This window comes from Mogibacterium kristiansenii (genome assembly GCF_009695905.1).
GTDB lineage: Bacteria > Bacillota > Clostridia > Peptostreptococcales > Anaerovoracaceae > Mogibacterium_A > Mogibacterium_A kristiansenii.
The window spans coordinates 172,234-198,235 of sequence record NZ_VUNA01000001.1; the positions used below are offsets into that span (position 1 = coordinate 172,234).

Sequence of the window (26,002 nt, forward strand, 5' to 3'; positions counted from 1 at the left end):
GAGTATGAAATCAGGGTTTATTGGTATTATCGGAAGACCGAATGTAGGAAAGTCTACGCTGCTGAATCAGATTCTGGGAGAGAAGATTGCAATTACATCCAGCAAGCCGCAGACTACCCGAAACCGAATTACCGGAATTTACACGGATATGGAATACGATAACGGGAACGGCCGCCAGCTGATTTTTCTGGATACCCCGGGAATTCACAAGCCGAAGAACAAGCTGGGTGCCACCATCAACGAGACGGCGGTGAACACCTATAAAGGTGTGGACCTCATCGTATTCATCATCGACGGAAGCCGCAAATTCGGATCCGGCGACCAGTATTTGCTGGATATGATTCAGGAAGTGGATACGCCGAAAATTCTGGCCATCAACAAGATGGACTTGATGAAGCCGGAAGATTATCTGGAGCTGTACAATCGGTATTCCGAGATGAATATCTTTGACGACATCTACGGCGTGTCGGCACTGAACGGAACCAACGTGGAGGAGCTGATTGAGCGCCTCACCGGATACATGGAGGAAGGTCCGATGTATTATCCGGAGGATATGGCGACGGATCATCCGGAGCGCTTCATCGTCAGCGAGATTATTCGGGAGAAGCTGCTGGAATACCTGAACGAAGAAGTGCCTCACGGTGTTTTTGTGGAAATTGAGTCCTATGAGGAGAAACCGAACATCACGGATATCGGTGCGGTGATCTACTGCGAACGAAAATCCCATAAAAGCATTATCATCGGCAAAGGCGGCCGAAAGCTGAAAGGTGTGGGCAAGAGTGCCCGGATGGAAATCGAAGCCCTGTTGGGTACCAAGGTGTTCCTGTCCCTTTGGGTGAAGGTGAAAGAGAATTGGCGGGATTCGGATCGTACCATTCGCAATTTTGGTTATAAAGACGAGTAAAGAATGCTGATTACAACAGAAGGAATCGTACTGAAACAGAATAAAATCGCCAACAACCGGCGGATGATTGTGGTGTTCACGAAGGATTATGGAAAGATTTCCGCGGGCACCGGACTGTCGGAGCGAGGCCGGAATCGTTCGGCCTTGGCGCTGCGTCCTTTTACCTACTCGGAATACGAAATCTTCAAAAATCGGGACTATTACAACATCAACGGAGCGGGAATTAAGCGCAGCTTCTATTCCATCGGCGAAGATATCGATCGATTCCTGGTGGCATCCCGAGTGATTGAATACTTGAACGAGACGCTGGAGGAGGGAAAGCCGCAGCCGCGAACCTTCGAATTGACCATCGAGTTCATGGAGGCCATTACCCAAGCAAAGGGAAATTATGAGACCATGCTCTATGCGTATTTGGTAAAAAATCTTGGAATGCAGGGGGTTATGCCGGAGCTGAATCAGTGCGTGGATTGCGGAAAGAAGCGAGAGGACTTCGAAATGCCGGCGTATTTCTCGATTTCCGGGGGCGGAATCCTGTGTGGAGATTGTATGGAGAGAGAGAAAAGCGACGGGGATACATTGATTTTCAAGCCTCATTTTGATATAGTGGAGGTATTGAAATACATGGTAAGACATTCTCTTGCCACTTTTTCCAGAATTCAGTTGAAGCCGGAAATTCAGCGGGAATTGAAAAAAATTCTGTCAGAATATTTGGAATACTACCTGAATACTGATCTTTTGAAAGGGGATTTCGACGCATAAGCGAAGTCCCGGCAAGGAGGAAGATATGGAAATTACATTGGAAAAAATCGAATTAGTCAAGGATCGTACCGGTGTCAGCTATCGGGAAGCAAAGGAAGCGTTGGAAGAAGCCAACGGAAGCGTGGTGGATGCCATCATCAATATTGAGGAGTCCATGGATTATATCAATGCTCATGAAGAGGATGAAGAGAGAAAAGAGGGCATTCTGAAGCGTCAGCTGAAGAAGACCATTGCCAAGGGAAATATGTCTCGGATTATCGTTCGAAAAGGCGATACCATTCTCTTGAATCTGCCGCTGACAGCAGGATTGCTGGGTGCCGTGGTGGCTCCTTGGGGCGTTATTTTCGGTGTTATCAGTGCCGCCGGATTTAATTGCAAGATTGAGTTTGTAAATGATCAGGGACAGATTACCGACATTAACGGCAAGGTGAAGAGCCAGTACCGGAAGGCCAGAGCCCAGGGTCAGATTTACTACGACAAGGGTATGGAGAAGGTGGATAAGATCAAGGACAGCGAATTCTACGAAGACCTGAAAGAAAAGGGAGTGGATATGTACAACGAGCTTCGGGATCGGGGCCAGGATGTGCTGGAAGACTTCCGGGAGAAGACGGCGGAGGGCATCGATTCCGACCGCGTTCGGGAAGGATTAGAAGAGCTGAAGCGGAAGGGATCGGACATCTTCCGGAAGAAGACAGAGGATGAGGACGACGATTTCTTTGAAGAGTTTGATTTGGATGTCGACGACGAGCCGGTGGTAGTGGATGCAGACGATGCGACAGAGGACGCAGCATCCGTAGAAGAAGCGGCTCCGGCAGAAGCGGAAGCACCGATTGGTGAAGAGACCAAAGAAGATCTGACAAAGATTCTGGAGGAAGTGGCGCAGGAAAGCGGCATCCATCCGGAAAACTAAAAAATAATTTAAAAGTTTGGAGTAGAGAAAGAATGGCAGATAACAACAAAGCAACAATGGAAAAAATCAAAGCTCTATGCAGCAACAGAGGATTTATTTTCCCGGGTTCCGATATTTACGGCGGCCTGGCAAACACATGGGATTACGGTCCTCTGGGCGTGTTGTTCAAGAACAACGTGAAGCAGGCATGGTGGAAGAAGTTCGTGCAGGAATCCAAGTACAACGTGGGACTGGATGCGGCGATTCTGATGAACCCGGAAACATGGGTAGCCAGCGGACACGTGGGTGGATTCTCGGACCCGCTGATTGACTGCAAGAACTGCAAATCCAGACACAGAGCGGACCAGCTGGTGGAAGAGTACATGCGGGCAAAGGGCGAAACCTTCGCTTGTGACGGCTGGAGCAATGAGCAGCTGGAATCCTTCATTCAGGAGAACCGGGTACCTTGTCCGGAATGCGGAAAGACGGATTTCACGCCGATTCGGAAGTTTAACCTGATGTTCAAGACCTTCCAGGGCGTTACCGAAGATTCCAAATCGGAAATCTTCCTGCGTCCGGAAACGGCACAGGGCATCTTCGTAAACTTTAAGAATGTTCAGCGCAGCGCCAGAAAGAAAGTGCCATTCGGTATTGCGCAGATTGGTAAATCCTTCCGGAATGAGATTACTCCGGGCAACTTTACCTTCCGTACCCGTGAATTTGAGCAGATGGAGCTGGAATTCTTCTGCAAGCCGGGAACGGATATGGAATGGTTCGAGTACTGGAAGCAGTATGCACAGGATTTCCTGAAGAACTTGGGTATGAACATGGAGAACATCCGCATTCGCGATCACGAGAAGGAAGAACTGTCTCACTACAGCAACGCCACTTCCGATCTGGAATACCTGTTCCCATTCGGCTGGGGTGAGCTGTGGGGAATTGCAGATCGTACGGATTTCGATTTGATGCAGCACCAGAACCACTCCGGACAGGATATGAGCTATATGGATCCGGAAACCCATGAGAAATACGTGCCGTACTGCATCGAGCCGTCTCTGGGTGCCGATCGTGTGGCACTGGCATTCCTGATTGATGCATATGACGAAGAAACCCTGACGGATGCGAAGGGCAAGGAAGATACCCGTATCGTCCTGAGACTTCATCCGGCACTGGCACCGTATAAGGTTGCCGTTCTGCCTCTGTCCAACAAGCTCAAGGAGCAGGCAGAGCCGATTTACGAAGAATTGAGCAAATATTTTAGCACCGATTATGATACCTCCGGCTCCATCGGTAAGAGATACCGCCGTCAGGATGAGATCGGTACTCCGTTCTGCGTCTGTGTTGATTTTGACACGGCAGAAGATCACTGTGTCACCATACGGGACAGAGACACGATGGAACAGATTCGTCTGCCATTGTCCGACGTACGTGAATATATTAATAGCAAGCTAGAATTCTAGGCGAAATTTTTAAACAAGGAGAAAGCTTATGGGCAAGTTTGTGTATTCATTCAATGAAGGCTCCAAGGACATGAGAGACCTTCTGGGAGGTAAAGGTGCCAATCTGGCAGAGATGACAAAAATCGGTCTGCCGGTACCTTTCGGATTTACTATTTCTACCGATGCCTGCAAGGATTATCTGAACAAGGGCGGCATGCTGGACGATGAAATCGTTCGGGAAGTGTATGAACACCTGGATGAACTGGAGCAGGTAATGGGAAAGAAGTTCGGAGACATCGAGAATCCGCTTCTAGTTTCCGTTCGTTCCGGCGCACCGGTTTCCATGCCGGGAATGATGGACACGATTCTGAACCTGGGACTGAATGACGATTCCGTAAAGGGCCTGGCTGCCAAGACCGGCAACGAGCGTTTTGCTTACGACAGCTACAGACGTTTCATTCAGATGTTCGGTGACGTTGTAATGGAAATCCCGAAGTCCAAATTCGATCAGATCTTTGACGGCCGCAAGAAGGAAGTGGGCGCTGAGTATGACGTTGATTTGAAGACAGAGGATTTGAAAGTCATCATTGAAGGATACAAGGAACTGGTAAAAGCAGAACTGGGCAGAGAGTTCCCACAGAATCCGAAGGATCAGCTGATGGAGGCGATTCAGGCGGTATTCCGTTCCTGGAACAACGAAAGAGCAATTCTGTACAGAAAGCTGAATAACATTTCCGCATCCCTGGGAACGGCAGTAAACGTCCAGTCCATGGTATTCGGAAATACCGGTGAGAATTCCGGCACCGGTGTTGCCTTTACAAGAAGCCCGGTGAACGGTGAAAACAAGATCTTCGGTGAGTTCTTGGTAAACGCACAGGGTGAAGACGTTGTAGCGGGTATCCGTACACCGCAGCCAATCGATCAGATGAAGGAATCTTTCCCGGATGTATACGGAAAATTCGAGGACATTGCCAGAATCCTGGAAGACCACTATAAGGATATGCAGGATATGGAGTTCACGGTTGAAGAGGGCAAGCTCTTCATGCTGCAGACCAGAAACGGTAAGAGAACGGCAGAAGCTGCGGTAAAGGTTGCCGTAGATATGGTGAACGAAGAGAAAATCGATAAAGAGACCGCAATCATGAGAATTGCACCGGAGCAGATTGACCAGCTTCTCCACCCGGCATTTGATGCAGAGGAACTGAAGAAGCACACCCCGATTGGAAAAGGTCTTCCGGCATCTCCGGGTGCGGCATGCGGCGAGATCGTATTCAGTGCCGATGATGCAGCCGTTGCAAAGGAAGCCGGCAAGAAGGTTGTTCTGGTTCGTGAAGAGACTTCTCCGGAAGACTTGGCTGGTATGGTTGCAGCGGAAGGTATCCTCACCGCAAGAGGCGGCATGACTTCCCACGCAGCAGTAGTTGCCCGTGGTATGGGTAAGTGCTGCGTAGCCGGATGCCACGACATCACGGTATACGAAGAAGAGAAGTACATGGAAATCCACGGCGTGAAGTACCACGAAGGCGATATGATTTCCATCAACGGTACCGACGGCAGCGTATATGCGGCAGAAATCGCAACCAAGGCACCGGAACTGTCCGGCAACTTCGGAACCATCATGAAGTGGGCGGATGAAATCCGCACCATCGGCGTTCGTACCAATGCGGACAATCCGAGAGATGCAAAGCAGGCGGTTCAGTTCGGTGCAGAGGGAATCGGCCTTTGCAGAACCGAGCACATGTTCTTTGAAGAAGAGAGAATTCCAAAGATTCGCCGTATGATTTTGGCAGATACCGAGGAAGAGAGAAGAGAGGCACTGGCAGGTCTCCTTCCGTATCAGAAGGGCGACTTCAAAGGCCTGTATGAAACCATGGCAGGAAAGCCGGTCACCATCCGTCTCCTGGATCCGCCGCTGCACGAATTCCTCCCAAAGAACGAAGAGGATATGAAGGAACTGTCTGAGCAGTTTGGCATTCCGCTGGAGAAAATTAAGACCAAGACCATCGAACTGCACGAGTTTAACCCGATGCTGGGACACAGAGGCTGCCGTCTGGCAGTAACCTATCCGGAAATTGCTGAGATGCAGACAGAGGCAATCATTACCGCTGCACTGGAAGTGAAGAAGGAAACCGGCATCGATATCAAACCGGAAATCATGGTACCTCTGGTAGGCATTCCGAACGAGTTGAAGAATGTAAAGAAGACCATCGACGAGACTGCAGAAAGATGCTTCGAGCAGGCCGGTGAGAGACTGAACTACATGGTGGGAACCATGATTGAGATTCCGAGAGCCGCTCTAGTTGCCGATGAAATCGCAGAAGATGCAGAATTCTTCTCCTTCGGTACCAACGACATGACTCAGATGGGATTCGGCTTCTCCAGAGACGATACCGGAAAGATTATTCGCGAGTACGTGGAGAAGGGTGTTCTGGAAGAAGATCCGTTCCAGGTTCTGGATCAGCGCGGCGTTGGAAAGCTGGTAAAGATGGCTGCAGAAGAAGGCCGGAAGACCCGTCCGAACATCAAGCTGGGAATTTGCGGTGAGCATGGCGGAAACCCGAAGACCATCGATTTCTGCCACAGACTGGGATTGAATTACGTATCCTGCTCGCCATTCCGGGTGCCGATTGCTCGTTTGGCTGCGGCACAGGCTGCCATCCGTAACAAATAAAACTAAGAGTTAAAAAAAGGAGAGTTAAGGGTAGGGTGAAACAGAAATACTGTTTCACCCTATGCTGATGTTATGAATTGGTTAGATCAATTTGAAGACAAGTTTTCTGCCTTCGCAAATATCTGTTACATCATATTAGGAAATATTATCTATGCGGTGAGCATCAACGTGCTGATTACCCCGATGAGCCTGTATAACGGCGGATTCCTGGGAATGGCACAGCTGCTTCGTCTGTTTTTCGTTAAGGTCCTGCATTTCTCCGGACCTCCGGGAATGGACCTCACCGGTATTATCTACTTTCTTATGAACGTTCCGCTGTTCTACTACGCGTATCGGGCGGTGGGAATTAAGTTCTCGATTAAATCTCTGATTTCCATCGGAATGTCGTCCCTCTGTCTGACACTGGTTCCGGTACCGGCTAAGCCGCTGTTTAACGATTACCTGTCTGCGTGTGTAGTGGCAGGCGTCATTGGCGGCGTGGGTTCCGGAATGATTCTAAGAGGCGGAAGCTCTACCGGCGGTTCGGATATCATCGGTGTATGCATGTCCAAGACCCACCCGAATACCAGTGTGGGAAAAATCAACGTGCTGTTCAACGTGGCGGTATACGGAATTTGTCTGTTGGTGTTCAATATTCAGATTGCCATCTATTCCTTTATCTATACCACTATTCGCTCCAGTTTCATGGATCGGATGCATACTCAGAACATCAATACTGAGGTGCTGATTTTTACGAAAATAGATGGAATCGATAAGCTCATTACCACGGATATGGGACGCGGTGTTACCAAATGGGAAGGAACCGGATCCTTTACCGAGGAAAATGTGCACATTATGGTGGTTGCCATCACAAAGTACGAAGTCTATCACCTGCAAACTCTGGTGCTGGAAAAAGATCCCCACGCCTTCATCATGCTGAACGATGGCGAACGGGTTGTGGGCAACTTCAAAAAACATTTGGAGTAACAATCCAAGAAATAGATGCAAAACAAAATGAGACTGGATTATTCCAGTCTCATTTCTATTGTACCGATTCCATCTCCGCATTGAACCGTTGCGAACGAACCGTTTATCAGCGTCATACACGGCTTCACGTGACCGATATCGCAGTTCAGGATGATTGGAACGTCGAAGCATCGAGTGAGCAGATCCAGATAATCCTCGTCCGATGAACCGCCGTCGAACATCACCCGGCCAAAGAGAATTCCGGTTGCACCTCGGAAATAGCCGCAGGCCTTCATTTGAAGCATGGTGAGGTACAGGGTTTCCGCATTCATAGCAAAAGGATCGAAGTACCATATAATGCCCTCCGATGCGTAGCGGTCCAAGAATTGATGGGTGCCGTCGTAAGGCGTACCGATCAGCTTTCCGATGCAGTCGATGCATCCTCCGATTAACCTTCCTTCGAAAGATACCGGCGCCTTCTCGCCGTCCATTCGGCTGTCCCAGTACACTTCACCTTCCAGAATCGGATTGTCGCTGAAATCCCTTTTGTCATCATAGTATTGAAAGGACTCCTGTATTCCAATGTCTCCTTTCAGAACCCGAAGCATCCGTTCCTGAAACGGGTGCAGGGGCTGCCAGTCAAAGGTACCCGCATTGAATCCGTACATAGTGGCAATATCCAAATTGGTGGTGACGGGAAAAAGAAGATTGGTGGGGTCACTGGCACCGATGATCCATTTCGGATTTTCTCGGATTCGTTCCCAATCCACGAAAGGAAGCATTTCCGGTGCGTAGTCCCCGCCGGAAGCGGAGAGAATGGCGGAAACGTTTTTATCCTCGACTAATTCCTGTAATTCTTTGCCGCGCACGGCACCGGAGGCGGAACGCTCGGAATCGGTGCGCACTCCTGCGGTTTCGCGAATATGGTAGCCTTCTCCTTTGAGTACGGAAAGCGATTGTTCAAAGGATTCAATTTTGTGACCTACGCCGGCACTGGGTGCACAGATGCCGATGGTGTCGCCGTGGCGGAGAAACTTTGGATAAATCATTTTATTATCTCTCCTGTTCGTTCTGGAATGCGCCTTGCAATCCGTTGGAGAAAAGAATGCCACAGGTGACGTACATGGAATAAGGGGACTGTACGACGGTTACACCTAAGGATTCTGCCAGCTTAATCAAGGCCGGATCCGGCTCGCTTCGTCCGATAAAAATTACACAGGAAATGCCCATTAAGTCTGCTGTACGTAGAACTTGTGGATTATATAAAGCTGTGATTAAGATAGACTTGTCATTAGAATAGGCTAACATATGACTCATCATATCCGACGAAAATGCACTGTTCAATTCCAGCTCCGGATCGCTGTTTCCCGTTAATACTTCGGCATCCAGCAGGTTTACCACTTCTTTTAAAACCATAGCTTCCTCCTTGCGTTTATAGCACTATTGATAAAATATTTTTAACTGACAATTTAATTTATTTAATTATATTTAACTAAATTTCTGTTCATGTATGACTAAATGAAATAAATTTAGTTAGAGTTATAACAATTCTTGCAAACTCATTATATAATCGTATAATAAATTATACAAGGTGTATTTGTATGTCAAAACAAGGAGGTATAATTCTGATGAAAGTTTCAAATGTTCCTTTCAAAGGCACAGCGGAACAGGAAACTGAACTCCGCAGAAGAATTGCAGAGCACAAAGGTGAAAAAGGTTCTCTGATGCCAATCATGCAGGCAGCACAGGAGATTTACGGATATTTACCATATCAAGTGCAGAAAATTATTTCAGATGAGACCGGAATCCCAATGGAGAAGATTTACGGCGTGGCTACATTCTACGCACAGTTCTCCATGTCTCCAAAGGGACAGTACGAAGTATCTGTCTGTCTTGGAACCGCATGCTACGTTAAGGGTGCCGGCGAGGTTCTGGAAGAGGTTAAGAAAGAACTGGGAATCGATGACGGTGAATGCACATCGGATGGAAAGTTCTCTCTGGATACCTGCCGTTGTGTGGGAGCCTGCGGACTGGCTCCGGTTATGATTGTAGGTGGCGATGTATACGGAAAGATTACTCCGGATCAGGTTGCCGATATCTTGAAGAAGTATGCATAAACCAGTAATTGAAGACTGCAATGGAGGAAGATAATGAAATCATTAGAAGAACTCAAAGTCATTCGTGACCGGATGCAGAGTCAGATCGGTCCAAGATGCGGAGTGGGAGAAACAGCTCCGGAACATGTAGAAGGTGACGGTCCTGAGAAATTTATTATGGTTTGCGGCGGTACCGGATGTCATTCCGGCCACAGCCAGGAAGTTATGGATCGTTTTGAGAAACTGATTAAGGTAGCCGGCAAGGAAAAGGAATACAAGGTAATTCAGACCGGATGTCAGGGTCTCTGCGCAAAGGGCCCGATCGTAGTAATCCACCCGGGTGCCGTATTCTATGAAGAAGTGAATCCGGACAAGGCAGAAGTCATTTTCCGGGAACACGTGGAAGGCGGAAATGTTGCATCTAAGTACCTGCTTCGGGAAGAAAATGCCGACGGTACGAATGATGAAGATTTCAAGTTCTACAACAGACAGACCCGTATCGCACTTCGGAACTGCGGAATAATCGATCCGGAGAATATCGATGAATATATCGGAAGAGGCGGATATGAAGCGCTGGGACGTTCTCTGACTCAGATGTCTCCGGACGATGTCATTCAGGTAGTACTGGACAGCGGACTGAGAGGCCGTGGCGGTGCCGGATTCCCAACCGGAAAGAAGTGGAAATTTGCTTGCGGCAACAGAGGACAGGTTCAGAAGTACGTATGCTGTAACGCCGACGAAGGAGACCCGGGTGCGTTCATGGACCGTTCCATTCTGGAAGGTGACCCGCACAGCGTGCTGGAAGCAATGGCCATTGCCGGATACGCAATCGGCGCAGATCAGGGTTACATCTACGTTCGTGCAGAGTATCCAATCGCCGTAGATCGTCTCCGCATTGCAATTCGTCAGGCAAGAGAATACGGACTGCTGGGCAAGAACCTTTTCGGTACGGATTTCAATTTCGATATCGACCTGAGACTGGGTGCCGGCGCATTCGTTTGCGGTGAAGAAACCGCACTGATGACCTCCATCGAAGGAAACCGTGGAGAGCCTCATACCCGTCCGCCGTTCCCGGCAGTAAAGGGTCTGTTCCAGTCGCCAACTGTTTTGAACAACGTAGAGACATATGCAAATATTCCGGAAATCATCGTAAAGGGTGTGGATTGGTTCCGGTCCATGGGTACCGAAGGCTCAACGGGCACCAAGGTATTCGCTCTGGGCGGTAAGGTAAACAACACCGGTCTGGTAGAAGTTCCGATGGGAACTACACTGAGAGAAGTTATTGAAGAAATCGGCGGCGGCGTGCCAAAGGGCAAGAAGTTCAAGGCCGCACAGACCGGCGGTCCTTCCGGCGGATGTATCCCGGAAAAGTATTATGACATTCCAATCGATTACGAAACCCTGAAGAGCATCGGATGCATGATGGGTTCCGGCGGAATGATCGTAATGGACGAAGATAACTGCATGGTGGATATTGCGAAATTCTTCCTGGAATTCACCGTAAGTGAATCCTGCGGAAAATGTACTCCATGCCGTATCGGTACAAGACGTATGCTGGAAATTCTGACACGGATTACCGAAGGCAAAGGTGAGATGGAAGATCTGAACAAGCTGGAAGAGCTGGCAAAGTACATCCAGGCGAACTCTCTGTGCGGTCTGGGTCAGACTGCACCGAACCCGGTTCTGTCCACTTTGAGATTCTTCCGGGACGAGTATGTAGCGCATATTCAGGACAAGAAGTGTCCGGCCGGCGTATGTAAGGCTCTGTGCACATACGAAATCGATCCGGAGAAGTGTAAAGGATGCACACTGTGCGCAAGAAACTGCCCGGCGGATGCGATTACCGGTTCCGTGAAAGAACCGCATCACATCGATCCGGAGAAGTGCATCAAGTGTGGAGCATGTATGGATAACTGCCGTTTCGGCGCAGTGGTATTCAAGTAGTGGAGGTTACAGAAATGGGAGATATCAAATTAACAATCGATAATATTGAAGTCACAGTTCCGGAAGGCTCCACTCTTCTGGATGCTGCACATGCAGCCGGAATTGACATTCCGACTCTGTGCTTTCTGAGAGACGTCAACGAAATTGGCGCCTGCAGAATGTGCCTGTGTGAAGTGGAGGGTGCCAGAGGTCTGGTAACCGCTTGTGCATTCCCGGTAAGTGACGGAATGGTGGCACACACTAATACCGAAAGACTGAGAGAATCCAGAAGAAAGACCCTGCAGCTGATCGTTTCCGATCACAACATGGACTGTCTGGCATGCGTAAGAAACAACAACTGCGAGCTGCAGAAGCTGTGCAAGCGCTACGGCGTGACAGACACGGATTACTATGCCGGAAAGAAGAATTCTTTTAGCGTAGATGCCAGCTCCAAATCCATCGTCAGAGACAATAACAAATGTATTCTTTGCAGAAGATGCGTGGGAGCCTGCGAAAACCTTCAGGGAATCGGCGTAATCGGCGCAAACAACCGTGGATTCGATACATACATCGGAAGTACCTTTGACCTTCCGCTTGCAGAGACCAGTTGCGTAAACTGCGGACAGTGCGTGGCAGCTTGCCCGGTAGGTGCCCTCTATGAGAAGGATTCTACCGCTGAGGTTAAGGCTGCACTGGAAGATCCGGATAAGTTCGTTGTCGTTCAGGCAGCACCGTCCGTTCGTGTGGGTCTGGGCGAATGCTTTGGACTTCCGATCGGAACCGTTGTAGAAGGACAGATGTCCGCTGCACTGCACCGTCTGGGATTCGATCGCGTATTCGATACCAACTTCTCGGCAGATCTGACTATCCTGGAAGAGGCTCACGAACTGATTGATCGTGTTCAGAACGGCGGAGCACTGCCTCTGATTACCTCCTGCTCGCCGGGTTGGATTAAGTATTGCGAACACTACTATCCGGACCTGCTCCCGAACGTATCCAGCTGCAAATCTCCGCAGCAGATGTTCGGTGCGGTAGTAAAAACATACTACGCGGAAACCATGGGAATTCCGGTAGACAAGATTGTATCGGTATCCGTAATGCCATGTACCGCTAAGAAATTCGAGTGCGACAGACCGGATCAGGATGCGGCAGGCGTACAGGATGTGGATTACTCCCTGACCACCAGAGAACTGGGCAGCCTGATTAACGAAGCCGGCATCGACTTTGTCAACCTGCCGGAAATGCCGTACGACAGCCCTCTGGGCGACTACACCGGTGCGGGAGTCATCTTCGGTGCAACCGGTGGCGTTATGGAAGCGGCACTGAGAACGGCAGTGGAGACCATTACCGGCGAAGAGCTGGAATGCGTAGAATTTACCGATGTTCGTGGCGTAGAAGGTGTGAAGGAAGCATCCTACAACGTTGGCGGCCTGGAAGTGAACGTGGCAGTAGCCAGCGGTCTGGCCAATGCGAAGAAGGTTCTGGATGCAATCCGTTCCGGCGAGAAGAATTACACATTCGTGGAAATCATGGCATGTCCGGGCGGATGCGTCAACGGTGGCGGACAGCCAATCGTGGATTCCTCTGTCAGAAACTTCGTAGACGTTCGCGCACTTCGTGCAAAGGGACTGTACGAGCTGGACAAGAACAAGCCGCTGCGTAAATCTCACGAGAATCCGGAAATCATCGAACTGTACAAATCCTACTTCGGTGAACCGGGAAGCGAGAAGGCACACCATATTCTGCACACCAAGTATGTGGAGAGAAAGGTGAACAAGGACTTCTAGAATCCGGTGAAGCGAATTGGATTTTCATAAAAGAATTAAGGGAAAGGGAACTGCGAAAGCGGTTCCCTTTTTTCATCAAAACAACTTGAAACGGTCATTTTCCTGTGATAAGATTTCTCTTGTTATTGTATAAGGAGGATAATTTTGAGAGTTGCACTTACAACATTATTAATGGCGATGGTGCCGGTCATAGAGCTTCGAGGGGCTATTCCATATGGCGTAGTGGAAGGTCTCAGCGTGAGTCAAGCGTTGATTCTTTCGATTATCGGAAACCTGATTCCGGTTCCGGCGTTGATTATTTTTACCAAGAGAGTGTTCGCGTGGCTGCGAACCAAGAGTGAGGGCTTGAACGCTTTTGTGTGCAAGATGGAAGCGAAGGCGGAATCCAAGAAGGAAACCGTGGAGAAATACGAGTTTTTCGGATTGATGCTGTTGGTGGCGATACCGTTGCCGGGAACCGGTGCCTGGACGGGCTGTTTGGTGGCGGCCATGATGGAGCTGGATTTCAAGAAGGCCTTCCCGGCGGTGGTTCTGGGAGTTGTAATTGCCGGATTGATCGTATCCTGGCTGACTTTCGGCGTGAAGATGATTGCTTAGGATTTGAAAACAGAAAACAATATGAAAAGCACTGCCGCAGAGGCAGTGCTTTTTGCGTGGAGCATTTTATTCAGGAAGTACCCCTAAATAATTCAAATCAAATGTTTCGTCCAGCGGTGTATCCAGCAGGACGTGATTCATAAAGGAATCCATTTCTGCGGAGGCCGGCATAACGGATTTGTTCAGGGCGTCGAAGAGCTTCACACTGCTGACGGAGGTCCGTCTTTCGTCTCCGTCTCGGTAGATCATATCTCGGCGGCTCTGAATGGCCCTGCTGGGAACGGCAGAAAGAATCCGATAGGTGGCATTTCTTGTAGCGGTATTGGGGTGGCTGAACAGGGTCAGTACCCGATTCATGGTCTCAAGGGCTTCCTGAGTATTTCGGCGGTTCGTGCTCTCGTAGAATCCGGATATCAGCTCGTCGATTTTCTTAGAGTGGGGGAAAACTCGGTCCAGGTTCACCTTTCGAGGGGATTTGCGGCAGATTCCAAGGATATAGCTGTCGAAGTCCCGTTCAATCTTCGCATGGGTCTGGCCGGTTTCTTTCATGAATTCCGATATCAGAGGGTGGCATGCGGCGTCCAGAATAAAATGAGTGACGCATCCCAACACGTAACTGTACGTTTCGGGTGATGGGTTCTTTCGGAGGATTCCGGTCGCGCGTTCAAAGAAATCCCTCCCGGCAGAGTGGTGAATCTGACGGCCTTCCCGGCTCAAGCGATTGCTGTGCCAAGGGCGATAGAATGCCAGAAAATCCGGACCGTGAAGGCCTATCATGTAGGCGTCGATGCTGGTTGCATTGGAATTGATGATATCTTTCGCATCACCCGGCATTACCCGAATGACTTCTTTTCCAAAATAATAATGGGCGTAATGCGATGGCATGGGAGCCTCCTTTTTTCTGTGTATTAACATCATTATAGCCGAGATGGAGCAAAACCGCAATAATTCGGCATTTGTTGAGACGCAATTAACATTTTTGAACGTTATCGAAGAAGAATTTATTCTTTTTTTATGATGGTGAAATAATAGACATTCTTCTGAATTGACATCAAGGGGTGGAAATATTATAATTATTGCGAAAACAGAATACTGTTCCATTCAATAGAACATAAAGTTCGTAAAACCATACGTCATTCACAAGGAGGATGCGAATGAAAATACTGATTATTAATCCGGGTGGCACCAGCACCAAGATTGCAGTATTTGAAGATGATCAAGAACTCTTCAAAGCGTCAATCGACCACACTGCCGAGGAGCTGAAACCGTACACACATGTTTTTGACGAATTTGAGTACCGGAAGAACCTGATTGTAAAGACCGTGGAAGAAGCCGGATATTCGATTTCAGACTTTGGTTGTGTTGCCGGAAGAGGCGGTCTCTGCCGGCCGGTAGAGGGTGGTACCTATGCGGTAAACGATCGCATGATTGAAGACTTCAGAAATGCGGTATGCGGTGAGCATGCATCGAACCTCGGTGCGGTAATCGCGAAGTCCATCGGCGACGAAATCGGCGTACCTTCATTCATTGTCGACCCAGTGGCAGTGGATGAAATGATGGATAAGGCAAGAATCACCGGTCTTGCGGAACTGGAGCGTCCGGCTTGGTTCCATGCACTGAACCATAAGGCAGTTGCCAGATCCATTGCCGGTAAGATTGGAAAGAAGTACGAGGACTGCAACTTCATCGTTGCCCACCTGGGATCCGGAATTTCCATCTGTGCCCACAAGAAGGGAAAGATGGTGGATGGTTCCGGCGGCCGCACCAACGGTCCGTTCTCCCCGGAGCGCTGCGGTTCTCTGCCGACCTATCCGCTGGTTCAGCTCTGTTATTCCGGTAAGTACACGGAATCCGAAATGGTAGACAAAATCAGCAAATTCGCCGGCATGTATGATTTCCTGGGAACGAAAGATTCCAGAGAGATTGAGAAGCGCATTGAAGAAGGAGACGGAAAGGCAGCTCTGGTATATGATGCATTCATCTATGAGACTGCAAAGGAAATCTGCTCCTACATTCCGGCATTTGACGAACCGGTGGACCGGATCATCGTTACCGGAGGAATTGCTCACTCCAAGAAGGTGACATCGGAACTTCAGCGTATGACCCAGAACGTTGCACCGATGGAAGTCGTTGCGGGTGAGTATGAGATGATTGCTCTGGCACTGGGCGCACTTCGTGTAATGAGCGGAGAAGAGCCGGCAAGAGAGTACAAGTAGAAATAACCGTGAATTAGATAAACCATAATACCCATAATAGATTAACCAAAAAATAGACCATTTATAATTACCCATAATTAAATTAACCATTATAAGTTGTAGTAGGAGGATGAAGACATGAGTTTTTCGAAGAGAATGAGCCGCATTAAACCGTCCGGTATCCGCGCAGTGCAGAAGAGAATTGCCGGAAAGTCGGATATGATCTCTTTCGCAGCAGGTCTGCCGGATCCGGCACTGTACCCGCTGGAAGATCTGAGAAAAGCCGCAGACACCATGCTGGAAAAAGAAGGTGCTACTGCCTTCGCATACGGCCTGACAAAGGGTTACGGCCCTCTGCTGGACTACCTGACAGATCGTATGAACAACAGAGAGCACGTAGAATGCACAAAGGAAAACATCTGCATTCTGTCCGGATCTCAGCAGGGTCTGGGGCTGGCAGCAATGACCTTCCTGGACGAAGGAGATGTGGTAATCACAGAGAACCCGAGCTACCTGGGTGCCATCAACGCATTCCGTCCATATGGTGCAGAATTTGTCGGTGTTGATACCGATGATGATGGTATCGTAATCGAAGACCTGGAGAGAGCTCTGGAAGAAAATCCAAAAACAAAAATGATCTACGTGATTCCGAACTTCCAGAACCCAACCGGCAAGGCTTGGACGCTGGAGAGAAGAGAACGCTTCATGGAAGTGGTTGCAAAGTACGATGTTGCTGTTGTAGAAGACAACCCTTACGGCGACCTGAGATTCAAGGGCGAGCCGCTGCCGCACCTGCGTGCACTGGACAAAAAGGGTCAGGTCATCTATCTGGGATCTTTCTCCAAGATTCTGAGCCCGGGCATGAGAGTTGCTTGGACATGCGCTTCCAAGGAAGTGGCTACCGCATTTGAATCTCTGAAAGAAACCAACGACCTACAGAGCCCGGAACTGACACAGATGCTGACATACTATTATCTGAAGATGTTCGATCTGGAAAAGCACATTGAGGAGATTCAGGTAGTATACAAAGAACGCTGCGAGCTGATGGTAGAGATGATTCAGAAATACTTCCCGGCAGAAATTAAGTACACCGATCCGGAAGGCGGAATGTTCCTGTGGTTGGAACTGCCGGAAGGTCTGGACAGCGATGCGATTCTGGATGATGCATTGGCTGCGGGAATTGCATACATTCCGGGTGAGTCTTTCTTCTCCTTCGATGGAGTGAAGAACACCATCCGTATGAACTTCACAATGGTGAAGGACGATCAGATTCGCGACGGTATCCGGATTCTGGGGGATGTATTCCGGAAGCACATCGGATAAAAGCGATTGCGCGACATAGAAGGGAGAAAAACTATGGAGAATACTAATTACATTAAGATGAGTAAGCTGCGTCTTACTATCGCTATGCTGGCGCTGGGTGCCGGCTGGGCTATCGTTTACCTGGTGCCGTATCTTCAGTACACCTGGTACGAACCGTTCCGCGAATTCTTGGATATTTCCGGAACAAAGATGAGTTTTCTGCTTTCCATTTACGGACTGGGAAACGTATTCCTGGCACCGATTGGGGGATGGTTCGCAGACCGCTTCAACTATAAGACGATTTACTTGATTTCCATCGTGCTGAACGTGGTATTTGCGGTAGGCTTCCTACTGAATCCGCATTCCTACGTGTGGTGCATTGCAATGTGGATTGGTTTCGCTGTGGCGTCTCTGATGTTCAACTTCCCGACACAGATTAAGATTATTCGTATGATGTGGCCGGAAAATGAACAGGGAAGAGCATACGGTTTTAACGAAACCTGCATCGGCATCTTCAATGTCATCGAGTCTTCTCTGATGATGGTGGCATTCCAGTATGCAGGAGAAGGGGACATGGGAATTAAGGCAACCGTTATTGCCAACATCGCAATGTCCGTTGTCATTTTCGTGGCACTGTACTTTGTTATTCCGAATCCGACCAAGGAAATGCTGGAGGCAAGCAGAGCAGAAGCGGCTGCCAGCAAGAAGGATAAGGAGAACCACAATGCGGTAAAGGAAGTACTGTCGGTATTTGCTCATAAGGAAACCTGGATGTTCGCATTCTGTATCTTTGCAGTGTATTCCTTCATGACGACACTGACATATTTCACCCCGTACTTCTCAGACGTACTGGGTATTCCGGTTGTTATCGCCGGATGGGCGGCAATCTTCAGACAGTACGGCTGCCAGATGCTTGGAGCACCGGTAGGCGGAGAGATTGCAACCAGATTGAAATCTCAGTCCAAGAATCTGATTATCGTGTATGTATTGGCAATTATCGGATTGCTGTACATGCTGTTCGGTGCAAACGAGAATTCCTCCGTTCCATTCGTTATATTCGTGGTAATTGGACTTTCCTTCGTTTGCTACGGCGGCAGAGGATACTATGCGGTTATTGAGGAATGCGGAATTCCTGCATCGGTTACCGCAACCACCACCGGTGTAGCGGCGATTCTGGGATTCTCTCCGGACATCTTCCAGTTCACCTTGTTCAGCCACTGGCTGGATACTCTGCCGGCAATTGATGCGTACACCAAAATGTTTACATTCCAGCTGGTAGTTGTAATCCTTGGATTGCTGGATGCAATTCTGATTATCCGTCTGCACAAGCGGAATCAGGCGCGTCTTGCAGAGGGCAAGGATGTGGAATATAACGGGAAATAAGCGTTAAATGATGAATTAAGCAAGCCCTATAACGACACGGAAAAGTGCGGTCTTCTGCGGAAGATCGCATTTTTCTTTTGTTTTTATGAAAATGGTACAAAATCCGATGCTATAAAAACTTTTAAATCAAAATTTGAAATAAATTAAACCCATAATTTGCAAGGGGTACAGCAAAATCCACCTCGGATTGGAAAAGTGAAATTAATAACATGTGTTTGGAACTTGCCATTGCTATGCTATAATTTGGTCACAAAATAGAACAGCATTCTATTTTCGCGTGGCGAGAATGGAGGACTCTCCCACGGTGTAATTAGGAGGAGGAGAGAACAATGGAAAAGAAGAATCGGACTGCAGACGGAAATCCACATACGCCAAATTTGGGAATATCATTGATTCCAATCGTTGCGATATTTGTATTGCTCTATGGGTCGTTGAGAATATTCCATTTGGATGTACAGATTCCGCTGATTTTTGCGTCCATCATCGCCGCATTTATCGCCGTGGTAATCCTGAAGAATAAATGGGATACCATCGAGAAGGGCATTATCGATTCCATTCAGAACGCCATGCAGGCAATTCTGATTGCGTGTTTTATCGGAATGATTATCGGATCCTGGATTGCCGGGGGCATCGTACCGTCATTGATTTACTACGGACTGAAAATTCTGTCGCCGAAGTTTTTCTTGGTCACCTGCCTGCTGGTATGTTCCATCGTGGCGGTGGCAACGGGAAGCGCCTGGACCACCGCGGGAACCTTGGGCGTTGCCATGGTGGGCATCGGTTCCGGAATGGGAATTCCGCCGGCGGTGACGGCCGGTGCGGTGGTATCCGCAGCGTACTTTGGGGATAAGATGTCTCCGTTCTCGGATACTACGAACCTGGCTCCGGCGGTATCGGGAACCACGCTGTTTGCCCACATCCGGCACATGGTATACACCGCGGGAACCAGCTATGCTCTTGCAATTATCGGCTACACGGTTCTGAATACCCGATTCTCCGGAGAAGTTTCTTCGGAGTCGGATATTTCCGCCGTGCTGGTATCCCTCAAAGAACAGTTCGTGATTTCACCGCTGCTGGTGCTTCCGCTGCTGCTGCTGATTCTCATGATTTGTTTCAAAATTCCGGCTATTCCGGGACTGGTAGCCAGCATGCTGCTGGGCGTAATCTGCGCCCTTTTGGTGCAGGGACAGGGCATAGAGGAAATCGGTACCGTACTGAGCTACGGATACTCCTGTGAGACCGGAAACAAGGCGTTGGACGAGCTTTTGTCCAAGGGCGGACTGCAGAACATGATGTGGACCGTTTCGCTGATTCTGTGTTCCCTGACCTTCGGAGGCATCATGCACAGCTCCGGTATGCTGGCATGCATCGCGAACCACATCCTGAAGGTGGCGAAGGGAACCGGAGGACTGATTACCGCAACGGGAATTACGGCAGTGTTCGTGAACCTGGTATGCGGAGAGCAGTACCTGTCCATTCTGCTGACCGGAAGAATGTATAAGGACGAATATGAAGAAAGAGATTTGGCCCCACAGAACCTGTCCCGAACGCTGGAGGATTTCGGAACGATGACGTCCCCGCTGATTCCGTGGACGACCTGCGCGGTGGCCATGAGTACGTATTTGAACGTGCCGACACTGGACTACCTGCCGTACAGCTTCCTGAATCTCGTAAACCCGCTGGTGGCCATCGTATTTGCTTTTACGGGCTTTACCATTCGGAAGAGAAGTCAGGTGTCTCCGGAAGACATTGTGGACTGATCGGCACATCATAAATGAGGACAGGTGTTCTTGCTTTAATGGCGCAGGGCATCTGTCCTTTTTCAGTAGGCGGATTCATGGGGGCGATGAAATAGAGGATAAAAGAAAAATAGGAAAAATCGTGCTACCGGTTGACGCGAACTTGGTGGAGATGCTATAATATGGTAAATTATAGAACATCGTTCTATAGAGTGGAACAGATTAAAAAAGATATTTCTTTAAGAACGCGAAAATTGTTGGAAAGGACGGTTCTGATCATGGAGAAAATCAAGTTGAACGTTGAACATTGCAAAGGTTGCTATCTTTGCATTGCCAACTGCAAGCCTGGCGCTTTGAGCGTATCATCGGAGGTGAACGCAAAGGGTTATCTGGTACCGCAGGTGGATTCGGAGAAGTGCGTACAGTGTGGATGTTGCTACACCATGTGCCCGGATCTGGTTTTCGAAATTTTATAGGTTGTAAGGAGGATACGACATTATGGAAAAAAGAATCATGAAGGGCAACGAGGCGATGGCAGAAGGTGCCATCCGTGGTGGTTGTCGTTTTTATGCGGGATATCCGATTACTCCACAGTCTGAAATTCTGCAGTGGATGTCTTGGAGACAGAAGGAAGTAGGCGGAGTATTCATTCAGGGTGCTTCCGAAATCGAAAGTGTTAATATGACCTTCGCCGCTCGCTGCCTGGGCTCCCGTGCGTTCACTTCCACATCCGGTCCGGGATTCTCCCTGTATCAGGAAGGAATCGCTTACTGGGTATCCGCTGAAATCCCATGCGTAGTAGCATGCGTTCAGCGTTTTGGAATTGGTGATGGTTTTATTTCTGCAGGTCAGGATAACTATTGGCAGGCAGTAAAGTGCGGTGGAAACGGTGACTACCACCTGATCGTACTGGCACCGAACTCCGTTCAGGAATCTTGTGATATGGCTTATGAGGCATTTGAGTTGGCAGAGAAGTATCGTCACCCGGTATGTCTGCTGTCTGACGGAACTATCGGACAGATGATGGAGCCGGTGGTTCTTCCGGAAATGAAGGAATACGGTCTGGACGACCTGGATTGGACCATCAGTGGTGTTAAACCGGGCGAAGACCACAAGGTTGCAACCGACGTAACCTACTTCGAGCCGGTTCAGGAATGGAACCACAAATACCTGGCAAAGATGAGAAAGATCTCGGAAGAAGAGCAGAGATGGGAAAGCTTCCAGGTTGAGGATGCCGACGTTGTACTGGTTGCATACGGTATTTCCTCCAGAGTGGCACAGGAAGCAGTTACCAGAGCGAGAGAAGAAGGCTTCAAGCTGGGTCTGATTCGTCCGATTACTCTGTGGCCGTTCCCAAGCAAGGCATTCGACGCAATTCCGGAAACCTGCAAGGGTATCGTAACGGTCGAAGTGAACATGATGGGACAGATGCGTGAGGACGTAATTATTCATACTAAAGGAAAGTTCAATACATATGCCATGACAGTAGACGAACCGAGAATCCATACCGTAGACGAGGTTATGGCGTTTGCGAAAGAAGTCTTCGAAGGCAAGGACGAAGAGGAGGTATACTAATGGCTACAAAGAAAGCACCTGAGTTATTTTATGATGAGAGCCGTTTCTGCGGCGGATGCGGCCACGGAATCTTCAACAGAATTCTTGCAGAAGTTCTGGAGGAGATGGACATCGTAAGCGACACCATCATTTGCTCCGATATCGGTTGTAACCACCAGTTCCAGTTCTGGATGAACGTGGATGCCATCGTTCCGCCACACGGAAAGATGGGTGCGGCACTCACCGCAATGAAGAGAGTTCGTCCGGACAAAAACATCCTCACCATCGCCGGAGATGGCGGTGCGTATGCGATCGGTCTGGGAGAGACTACATCCGCAGCGCTGAGAAACGAGAACGTGACCATGTTCGTAATGAACAACACCGTATTCGGCATGACCGGCGGACAGCTGGCTCCGACCACAATGATTGGTCAGAAGACGGCATCCACACCGGCAGGAAGAAACTTCGTTGATAACGGTGAGAATACCGATGTATTCAAACTGATGAAGGGCATGGATATCGCTTATCTGGCTCGTACATCCGTGACCAGCCCGGCAAACATCAACCGTACCAAAAAGGCGGTACGGAAAGCAATTGAGAAACAGCAGGCCGGAAAAGGTTTCTCCTTGGTAGAAGTACTGGTACCATGCCCGACAAACTGGCACATGTCACCGGTAGATTCCATGAAGCACATCGATGAAGTGGTTTCTAAGGTATATGAACTTGGCGAAGTAATTGACAGATAAGAAGGGGGAACAAAAGATGGTTAGACGTATTATCTGCGTAGGACTGGGCGGACAGGGTGTCCTGACAGTTGGTAAACTCCTTATGGAAGCAGCTGTAGACAAGAACCTGCAGTGCACTTGGACCTGCAAATACGGAAATGAAATGCGTGGCGGATATTCCGAATGCAACGTAATTATCAGTGATGAGAAGATTGCTTCTCCATATGCGGATCATCCGGATATCGTATTCCTGATGAAGAACGACGGTCCGGTGGTAGAGGCTTCTGTAGAAAGATACGAAGCAGCAATGCCGAAGGATGGCGTAATGTACATCAATAAGAACGCTCTGGATCAGGACGTAAAGCGTCGTGAAGACGTTCGTGTCGTTGAGATTCCGGCAACGGATATCGCAACGGAGCAGGGAAGAGGCGGAAATGCCAACCTGGTTCTTCTGGGTAAACTGGCTTCCGAATCCGGCCTGTTCACTTATGACGAGTTCGAAGCGTCCATGTGCAAGTACTTTGAATCCCATGGAAAGGGCAAGTTTAACGAAGGCAACAAGAAAATGCTGGCTGCCGGAAAGAATGCTTAACGGAATGCTTCACTGGAGTGTTTTGAAATAGTGTTTTAACGGTAATAGGGTAGGAGTCCTCGAGATTCCTACCCTATTATCGTGCTTTTTGTACAAAAGAAAACGGCGCCGCGGCTTCCCGCAGCGTCGCTGAATTACAGATAAACCTCCCGGGTAATCCGGGCACTGACTTCCTTCATCAAAGTAATTTTTTCTTCGAAATGCTCTCCCTTGACTCTGGATTTCGGACCGGAAATACTGATGGCCGCAACGGCATTTCCGTGACCGTTCAGCACCGGAACCCCCAGGCAGTACAGTCCGATTTCTCGTTCTTCCGCATCCACCGCATATCCCTGGTACCGAACCAGCTCCAATTCTTTCATCAAATCCTCGTAGTTGGTGATGGTATGTTCCGTAAACGGGGTGAATTCCGCATTCTTATATACATCCAGGTTCACATTTTCGGAGAATGCCAGAAGGCACTTCCCGAGAGACGCACAATAGCACTCTGTTTGATTGGAGATTTTCCGTGAAAGTCCTAGATTGTGGGTGGATTCAATGGTGATAAGGGGAACGTTCGCGTACATTCCGTCCCATTCCTGCTCCAGAATTCCGTATGTAACGCATTCTCCATAGGCATCGCTGATTTCCTGCAGCAGCGGCCGCACGCTCTCGGTGATGATATCGTTGTGGGGAAGGGTGCTGTAGGCATACAGCTTCGGTCCGATGGAATACTGATCGGAATTCTTATTTTGAACCACGTATCCTCGATTCTCCAATGTAGCCAAAGTGCGAAATACGGTACTTTTATATATGTCTAAATCTTTGCTGATCTGGGAAATGGATGTGTCGTTTCCCTGACGAAAGAGATATTCCAAGATGTCAATGCTTCGATCCACCGAATTGATGATGACGGATTTGGCGGATTCCTTTTCCTTCTTTTCTTTCATAATCTACCTCTATTCTACCGCGGAGTTCGCAGCTTCTGCACACAAAAACACACCGTTATTATACCGTGTTTTTCCTTATTCTTCAATGGTTTCAGGACCGTCTCAAGGTGAAAATATCATCACAATTACCCAATGCAATTATATATTGGATGACCGGATTTTATTGTAGGAAATTCGTTCCGGTACATGTATAATAAGTAGCGGAAATATATTGTTATAGATTGTTTGATTGGAGAAACGATGAGCGACAGAAGAATTATTCAAGTGAACGAGAAGGTCCCGCTTCGGATGGGAATTCCGTTAAGTATTCAGCACACCTTTGCCATGTTCAGTGCATCGGTTCTGGTTCCGTATATCCTGGGAATCAGTCCGGCCATTGCGCTTCTCATGAACGGCATCGGTACTTTGCTGTTTATTCTGATTACTAAGGGGAAGGCGCCGGCATATCTGGGATCCAGTTTTGCCTTCATCTCCCCGGCACTGATTGTTATCAATAAGATGGGATACGAATACGCATTGGGCGGATTCATCGTCACCGGCATTATTTTCATGGCAGTAGCCATTCTCATCAAGTATGTGGGTGTGGATTGGATTGATGTCATCCTGCCGCCGGCGGCGATGGGACCGGTAGTGGCGCTGATCGGACTGGAACTGGCGAGCAATGCGGCGTCCAACGGCGGAATTGTCAAATCCGAAGGATACGATCGCATCGATCCTCATCTGGTCATCGTATTCCTGGTGACGCTGGCTTTTGCCGTTATCGGCCAGGTGCTGTATCGAGGATTCGCATCGGCAATCGCTATTTTGATTGCCATCATCATCGGCTATATCGTGGCGCTGCTTTTGGGTATTGTGGATTTCACTCCGCTTCAAACCCAGTCCTGGATAGCTATGCCGAATTTCACCGCACCGAAATTCAGTCTGCAGGCGATCCTGGTTATCATCCCCGCATCGCTGGTGGTGATTTCGGAACACATCGGCCATCAGGTGGTAACCTCGGAAATCATCGACAAAGACCTTTTGAAGGATCCGGGACTGCACCGTTCTCTCTTTGCGGACGGTTTATCCACCACGCTTTCCGGTTTCTGCGGTTCTGTGCCGACCACCACTTACGGTGAGAATATCGGCGTCATGGCCATCACAAAGGTATACAGCGTATGGGTCATCGGCGGTGCGGCGGTATTCTCCATTTTCCTTTCGTTTATCGGAAAGGCTTCCGGTTTGATTGAAACCATTCCGGCACCGGTAATGGGCGGCGTCAGCTTCCTGCTGTACGGAATGATCGGTGCGTCCGGCATTCGGTTGATGGTGGATGCCAAAGTGGATTATTCCAAAGCTCGGAATCTTGCTATGACCTCGGTCATTTTCGTCACCGGACTTTCCGGCGCGTATATCAAAATCGGTTCCGCCACGCTGCAGGGCATGAGCCTGGCCGCTCTGGTTGGAATGGCTCTGGGACTGACGTTCTACGTTCTGGATCGGTTCAAATTGACCAACGATTACGAATAAAGAATGGTTAAAAAAGAATAAAAAAATGGACTTTTGATGTTTCAAAAGTCCATTTTTAATATTT

23 protein-coding genes are annotated in these 26,002 nt (G+C 48.9%); 19 read left to right on the plus strand and 4 right to left on the minus strand.

Going from position 1 to position 26,002, the window contains the following annotated elements; genetic code table 11:
- The first annotated feature begins 4 nt into the window (after positions 1-4).
- From era to FYJ65_RS00865, 6 genes are all read left to right on the plus strand, one after another.
- On the plus strand, positions 5-904 hold the full coding sequence (gene era, locus FYJ65_RS00840; RefSeq protein ID WP_154553450.1) for a GTPase Era: 900 nt from the start codon (positions 5-7) through the stop codon (positions 902-904).
- Between the two features lie 3 nt (positions 905-907).
- A complete protein-coding gene (recO, locus tag FYJ65_RS00845; RefSeq protein ID WP_154553451.1) occupies positions 908-1,663 on the plus strand; it encodes a DNA repair protein RecO in 756 nt (251 codons plus the stop codon).
- 25 nt (positions 1,664-1,688) lie between these two features.
- Positions 1,689-2,573 carry a DUF4342 domain-containing protein gene (locus FYJ65_RS00850; RefSeq protein WP_154553452.1) on the plus strand — a complete coding sequence of 295 codons (885 nt, stop codon included), beginning with the start codon at positions 1,689-1,691 and terminating at the stop codon, positions 2,571-2,573.
- Between the two features lie 56 nt (positions 2,574-2,629).
- Positions 2,630-4,012 (plus strand): glycine--tRNA ligase, encoded by a 1,383-nt coding sequence (locus FYJ65_RS00855; RefSeq protein WP_331469427.1) that lies wholly within the window; start codon positions 2,630-2,632, stop codon positions 4,010-4,012.
- A 28-nt stretch (positions 4,013-4,040) separates the two neighbouring features.
- Positions 4,041-6,662 carry a pyruvate, phosphate dikinase gene (gene ppdK, locus FYJ65_RS00860; protein WP_154553454.1) on the plus strand — a complete coding sequence of 874 codons (2,622 nt, stop codon included), beginning with the start codon at positions 4,041-4,043 and terminating at the stop codon, positions 6,660-6,662.
- Between the two features lie 72 nt (positions 6,663-6,734).
- Positions 6,735-7,628, plus strand: a complete 894-nt coding sequence (locus FYJ65_RS00865; RefSeq protein ID WP_154553455.1) for a YitT family protein — start codon at positions 6,735-6,737, stop codon at positions 7,626-7,628.
- Positions 7,629-7,666: 38 nt separating this feature from the next.
- Here FYJ65_RS00865 and FYJ65_RS00870 read toward each other — a convergent pair whose 3' ends face one another.
- Both FYJ65_RS00870 and FYJ65_RS00875 read right to left on the minus strand, forming a co-directional pair.
- Positions 7,667-8,656, minus strand: coding sequence for a S66 family peptidase (locus FYJ65_RS00870; RefSeq protein ID WP_154553456.1), 990 nt, complete (start codon positions 8,654-8,656; stop codon positions 7,667-7,669).
- 4 nt (positions 8,657-8,660) lie between these two features.
- A complete protein-coding gene (locus FYJ65_RS00875) occupies positions 8,661-9,023 on the minus strand; it encodes a DRTGG domain-containing protein (RefSeq protein WP_154553457.1) in 363 nt (120 codons plus the stop codon).
- Between the two features lie 212 nt (positions 9,024-9,235).
- Between FYJ65_RS00875 and FYJ65_RS00880 the strand changes: the two genes are divergently transcribed.
- The 4 genes from FYJ65_RS00880 to FYJ65_RS00895 all read left to right on the plus strand — a co-directional run bounded on the left by FYJ65_RS00880 (position 9,236) and on the right by FYJ65_RS00895 (position 14,010).
- Positions 9,236-9,724 carry an NADH-quinone oxidoreductase subunit NuoE family protein gene (locus FYJ65_RS00880; protein WP_154553458.1) on the plus strand — a complete coding sequence of 163 codons (489 nt, stop codon included), beginning with the start codon at positions 9,236-9,238 and terminating at the stop codon, positions 9,722-9,724.
- Between the two features lie 33 nt (positions 9,725-9,757).
- Positions 9,758-11,647: an NADH-quinone oxidoreductase subunit NuoF gene (gene nuoF, locus FYJ65_RS00885; protein ID WP_154553459.1), complete on the plus strand. Its 1,890-nt coding sequence runs from the start codon at positions 9,758-9,760 to the stop codon at positions 11,645-11,647.
- A gap of 14 nt (positions 11,648-11,661) precedes the next feature.
- The gene (locus FYJ65_RS00890) at positions 11,662-13,413 is read left to right on the plus strand and encodes an NADH-dependent [FeFe] hydrogenase, group A6 (protein ID WP_154553460.1); all 1,752 of its coding nucleotides are present in this window, start codon (positions 11,662-11,664) and stop codon (positions 13,411-13,413) included.
- 144 nt (positions 13,414-13,557) lie between these two features.
- Complete coding sequence (locus FYJ65_RS00895; RefSeq protein ID WP_235898144.1) at positions 13,558-14,010, plus strand: COG2426 family protein; 453 nt, start codon at positions 13,558-13,560, stop codon at positions 14,008-14,010.
- A gap of 66 nt (positions 14,011-14,076) precedes the next feature.
- Here FYJ65_RS00895 and FYJ65_RS00900 read toward each other — a convergent pair whose 3' ends face one another.
- The gene (locus FYJ65_RS00900; RefSeq protein WP_206157234.1) at positions 14,077-14,895 is read right to left on the minus strand and encodes a zinc dependent phospholipase C family protein; all 819 of its coding nucleotides are present in this window, start codon (positions 14,893-14,895) and stop codon (positions 14,077-14,079) included.
- Positions 14,896-15,164: 269 nt separating this feature from the next.
- On the opposite strand from FYJ65_RS00900, the gene buk reads away from it, so the two are divergent.
- From buk to FYJ65_RS00940, 8 genes are all read left to right on the plus strand, one after another.
- Positions 15,165-16,226 (plus strand): butyrate kinase, encoded by a 1,062-nt coding sequence (buk, locus tag FYJ65_RS00905; RefSeq protein WP_154553462.1) that lies wholly within the window; start codon positions 15,165-15,167, stop codon positions 16,224-16,226.
- A 117-nt stretch (positions 16,227-16,343) separates the two neighbouring features.
- Entirely contained in the window at positions 16,344-17,528 is a 1,185-nt protein-coding gene (locus tag FYJ65_RS00910) for an aminotransferase-like domain-containing protein (RefSeq protein WP_154553463.1), read from the plus strand.
- 33 nt (positions 17,529-17,561) lie between these two features.
- A complete protein-coding gene (locus FYJ65_RS00915; protein ID WP_154553464.1) occupies positions 17,562-18,890 on the plus strand; it encodes an MFS transporter in 1,329 nt (442 codons plus the stop codon).
- A gap of 329 nt (positions 18,891-19,219) precedes the next feature.
- Positions 19,220-20,650 (plus strand): Na+/H+ antiporter NhaC, encoded by a 1,431-nt coding sequence (gene nhaC / locus FYJ65_RS00920; RefSeq protein ID WP_154553465.1) that lies wholly within the window; start codon positions 19,220-19,222, stop codon positions 20,648-20,650.
- A gap of 257 nt (positions 20,651-20,907) precedes the next feature.
- The gene (locus FYJ65_RS00925; RefSeq protein WP_154553466.1) at positions 20,908-21,105 is read left to right on the plus strand and encodes a 4Fe-4S dicluster domain-containing protein; all 198 of its coding nucleotides are present in this window, start codon (positions 20,908-20,910) and stop codon (positions 21,103-21,105) included.
- 22 nt (positions 21,106-21,127) lie between these two features.
- Complete coding sequence (gene vorB / locus FYJ65_RS00930; RefSeq protein WP_154553467.1) at positions 21,128-22,204, plus strand: 3-methyl-2-oxobutanoate dehydrogenase subunit VorB; 1,077 nt, start codon at positions 21,128-21,130, stop codon at positions 22,202-22,204.
- A complete protein-coding gene (locus FYJ65_RS00935; protein WP_154553468.1) occupies positions 22,204-22,929 on the plus strand; it encodes a thiamine pyrophosphate-dependent enzyme in 726 nt (241 codons plus the stop codon). Before vorB ends, FYJ65_RS00935 begins: the two co-directional genes overlap by 1 nt.
- A 16-nt stretch (positions 22,930-22,945) precedes the next feature.
- The gene (locus FYJ65_RS00940; RefSeq protein WP_154553469.1) at positions 22,946-23,500 is read left to right on the plus strand and encodes a 2-oxoacid:acceptor oxidoreductase family protein; all 555 of its coding nucleotides are present in this window, start codon (positions 22,946-22,948) and stop codon (positions 23,498-23,500) included.
- Between the two features lie 134 nt (positions 23,501-23,634).
- Here the strand turns inward: FYJ65_RS00940 and FYJ65_RS00945 are convergent, their stop codons facing one another.
- On the minus strand, positions 23,635-24,429 hold the full coding sequence (locus tag FYJ65_RS00945) for an IclR family transcriptional regulator (RefSeq protein WP_154553470.1): 795 nt from the start codon (positions 24,427-24,429) through the stop codon (positions 23,635-23,637).
- A 240-nt stretch (positions 24,430-24,669) separates the two neighbouring features.
- Between FYJ65_RS00945 and uraA the strand changes: the two genes are divergently transcribed.
- Positions 24,670-25,938 (plus strand): uracil permease, encoded by a 1,269-nt coding sequence (gene uraA / locus FYJ65_RS00950; RefSeq protein ID WP_154553471.1) that lies wholly within the window; start codon positions 24,670-24,672, stop codon positions 25,936-25,938.
- Positions 25,939-26,002 lie beyond the last annotated feature (64 nt).

Bases quoted from the DNA above. Each gene is read 5' to 3' on its own strand.
- FYJ65_RS00935 (WP_154553468.1), top strand. From the start codon at position 22,204: ATGGCTACAAAGAAAGCACCTGAGTTATTTTATGATGAGAGCCGTTTC.
- FYJ65_RS00945 (WP_154553470.1), bottom strand. From the start codon at position 24,429: ATGAAAGAAAAGAAGGAAAAGGAATCCGCCAAATCCGTCATCATCAAT.
- buk (WP_154553462.1), top strand. From the start codon at position 15,165: ATGAAAATACTGATTATTAATCCGGGTGGCACCAGCACCAAGATTGCA.
- vorB (WP_154553467.1), top strand. From the start codon at position 21,128: ATGGAAAAAAGAATCATGAAGGGCAACGAGGCGATGGCAGAAGGTGCC.
- nuoF (WP_154553459.1), top strand. From the start codon at position 9,758: ATGAAATCATTAGAAGAACTCAAAGTCATTCGTGACCGGATGCAGAGT.
- uraA (WP_154553471.1), top strand. From the start codon at position 24,670: ATGAGCGACAGAAGAATTATTCAAGTGAACGAGAAGGTCCCGCTTCGG.
- nhaC (WP_154553465.1), top strand. From the start codon at position 19,220: ATGGAAAAGAAGAATCGGACTGCAGACGGAAATCCACATACGCCAAAT.
- FYJ65_RS00925 (WP_154553466.1), top strand. From the start codon at position 20,908: ATGGAGAAAATCAAGTTGAACGTTGAACATTGCAAAGGTTGCTATCTT.
- FYJ65_RS00875 (WP_154553457.1), bottom strand. From the start codon at position 9,023: ATGGTTTTAAAAGAAGTGGTAAACCTGCTGGATGCCGAAGTATTAACG.
- FYJ65_RS00870 (WP_154553456.1), bottom strand. From the start codon at position 8,656: ATGATTTATCCAAAGTTTCTCCGCCACGGCGACACCATCGGCATCTGT.
- FYJ65_RS00890 (WP_154553460.1), top strand. From the start codon at position 11,662: ATGGGAGATATCAAATTAACAATCGATAATATTGAAGTCACAGTTCCG.
- recO (WP_154553451.1), top strand. From the start codon at position 908: ATGCTGATTACAACAGAAGGAATCGTACTGAAACAGAATAAAATCGCC.
- FYJ65_RS00940 (WP_154553469.1), top strand. From the start codon at position 22,946: ATGGTTAGACGTATTATCTGCGTAGGACTGGGCGGACAGGGTGTCCTG.
- ppdK (WP_154553454.1), top strand. From the start codon at position 4,041: ATGGGCAAGTTTGTGTATTCATTCAATGAAGGCTCCAAGGACATGAGA.
- era (WP_154553450.1), top strand. From the start codon at position 5: ATGAAATCAGGGTTTATTGGTATTATCGGAAGACCGAATGTAGGAAAG.
- FYJ65_RS00900 (WP_206157234.1), bottom strand. From the start codon at position 14,895: ATGCCATCGCATTACGCCCATTATTATTTTGGAAAAGAAGTCATTCGG.
- FYJ65_RS00915 (WP_154553464.1), top strand. From the start codon at position 17,562: ATGGAGAATACTAATTACATTAAGATGAGTAAGCTGCGTCTTACTATC.
- FYJ65_RS00855 (WP_331469427.1), top strand. From the start codon at position 2,630: ATGGAAAAAATCAAAGCTCTATGCAGCAACAGAGGATTTATTTTCCCG.
- FYJ65_RS00910 (WP_154553463.1), top strand. From the start codon at position 16,344: ATGAGTTTTTCGAAGAGAATGAGCCGCATTAAACCGTCCGGTATCCGC.
- FYJ65_RS00880 (WP_154553458.1), top strand. From the start codon at position 9,236: ATGAAAGTTTCAAATGTTCCTTTCAAAGGCACAGCGGAACAGGAAACT.
- FYJ65_RS00850 (WP_154553452.1), top strand. From the start codon at position 1,689: ATGGAAATTACATTGGAAAAAATCGAATTAGTCAAGGATCGTACCGGT.
- FYJ65_RS00865 (WP_154553455.1), top strand. From the start codon at position 6,735: ATGAATTGGTTAGATCAATTTGAAGACAAGTTTTCTGCCTTCGCAAAT.